Annotated in this window: 3 protein-coding genes; all 3 read right to left on the bottom strand. The window is 37.0% G+C overall.

The window, feature by feature from the left end; all coding sequences use genetic code 11:
• Positions 1 to 262 precede the first annotated feature (262 nt).
• The gene (locus tag F607_RS0126975; RefSeq protein ID WP_027710464.1) at positions 263 to 673 is read right to left on the bottom strand and encodes a TonB family protein; all 411 of its coding nucleotides are present in this window, start codon (positions 671 to 673) and stop codon (positions 263 to 265) included.
• The gene (locus F607_RS0126970) at positions 670 to 1092 is read right to left on the bottom strand and encodes a hypothetical protein (RefSeq protein WP_027710463.1); all 423 of its coding nucleotides are present in this window, start codon (positions 1090 to 1092) and stop codon (positions 670 to 672) included. Before F607_RS0126970 ends, F607_RS0126975 begins: the two co-directional genes overlap by 4 nt.
• Positions 1089 to 1502 (bottom strand): hypothetical protein (locus F607_RS35040; RefSeq protein WP_027710462.1); only part of this gene is annotated, 414 nt, incomplete at its 5' end. The genes F607_RS35040 and F607_RS0126970, both read right to left, overlap by 4 nt.

Here is a 1502-nt window from a genome sequence, read left to right as displayed (position 1 = left end):
CATATTTATGGTTATATTAACAGGCCTTAGTTGTAAGTGCAAAGCTGGTGGGTAGCTAAAAAGTTCCGATAACAATAATTACCGGAAGTTTTTTCAGGGGTGATGTAGTAATCGGGGTGGGGTAGGCGCACTAAGGGCACTAGCACATACATCAACAGTTCCTGATATACAGCTTGTGCCTTTTAAAATGTATTCCGAGATGCCAAAAAGCCTATATCAATTACATTTACTAGCTGCTTTATAGTGAATTTATTTATGATTATTATTCTGGGTTAAAAACCAAGTTAAACTTTCTGTAATTTCTCTCATACACTTCAAGCTTCAACTCGCCTAATTCCTTTATCGGAAACCCATTCTTAATTGCTTCCTGAGCACTTCTATCAAAATTTTCATTCCCACTTGGCTCAATGACTTTGGAGCTTACCAGTGAGCCATCACTTTTAGTCTGAATCTGAATTTTAACTTGTAAACCCTTTACAATAGGCTCAGGCTTAATCCAGTTTTTTTCAATTCTAGTTTTAATGACTCTTGCTATGCTGGTAATTTCCTGGGTAAGCCTCGTTTCTGGCTCCACCACTTTGTTCTGAAAGCTTGTGCATCCTGTTAAGGCAACAGTTATTAAAGTCATCAATAATAAATATTTTTTTATTATAAATATTGCTTTTATGTTCATTTTTCCTCAACCAATTTATCGAGCTCAGCTTCAAGCGCTTTTATTTCTTCAGCGAGATTTTTATTATCTTGATTACCACCATCACCAAATTGAGTAATTACCTCTAAAATATCAATATTACTCATAGATGTGGGGAAAGGTTCAACTGGAAACACATTCGCAATGCATTGTTGTAATGTACCAAAGTCTACTTTTTGACCCTGAAGCTGAATAACCTCTTTAAAGGTACCATCTGAAGCCACAGCAACTAACAAACGGGAGTTGGGTGCTATTTGCTTGATACAGCCCAAAGCTCTTAATTCACTACGAATATATTGCACATACTCAGAAGAAGATTGCTGCTTAGTCAGTGCTGAGTGGCAACCAGTAAGCTGGCTAGCTATTAGGGCAAAGAAAACAACGAGAATAATTCGCATCATTTCAAAGATATCTTAGTCGATTTTACATCATCAGCTATTTGCTTAAAGCGTTCAAAATCTTCAGCTTTTCTTGATCTTAATAGGCTAACTATTTGGTCACCCGTTTCATCAGAGCCTTTATGTAATGCCCTCAACTCATACTTTTTCATAGTTAGAATGGAAATTATAAAGCCAATGGCAAATAGCCCAAAACCTAGTAAAGGGAAAATAGCCCAACCAATCGCAGAGAAGAGAAATGAGAAAGTGAGCACTCTAATCAAGTGATCTTTAACTTTCATCTCCAAAGCATATATATCGATAATCTTACTTAGTTGGTCGCGGTTTCGGATAATAAGTGCAATTGGCATAAGAGAAGCCAGCTGGTAGAGTTTGCGCTTCTCCCGACCAAGAGATAAAGCACTATGAACTAC

The sequence above is a fragment of the Zooshikella ganghwensis DSM 15267 genome (assembly GCF_000428585.1).
GTDB classification, from domain to species: domain Bacteria; phylum Pseudomonadota; class Gammaproteobacteria; order Pseudomonadales; family Zooshikellaceae; genus Zooshikella; species Zooshikella ganghwensis.
The sequence above is the reverse complement of the archived record's forward strand: the minus strand, read 5'-3'. Positions and strand labels throughout refer to the sequence as shown.

Coding starts and splice junctions, on each gene's coding strand:
- F607_RS0126975 (WP_027710464.1), bottom strand. CDS start 673: ATGAACATAAAAGCAATATTTATAATAAAAAAATATTTATTATTGATG.
- F607_RS0126970 (WP_027710463.1), bottom strand. CDS start 1,092: ATGATGCGAATTATTCTCGTTGTTTTCTTTGCCCTAATAGCTAGCCAG.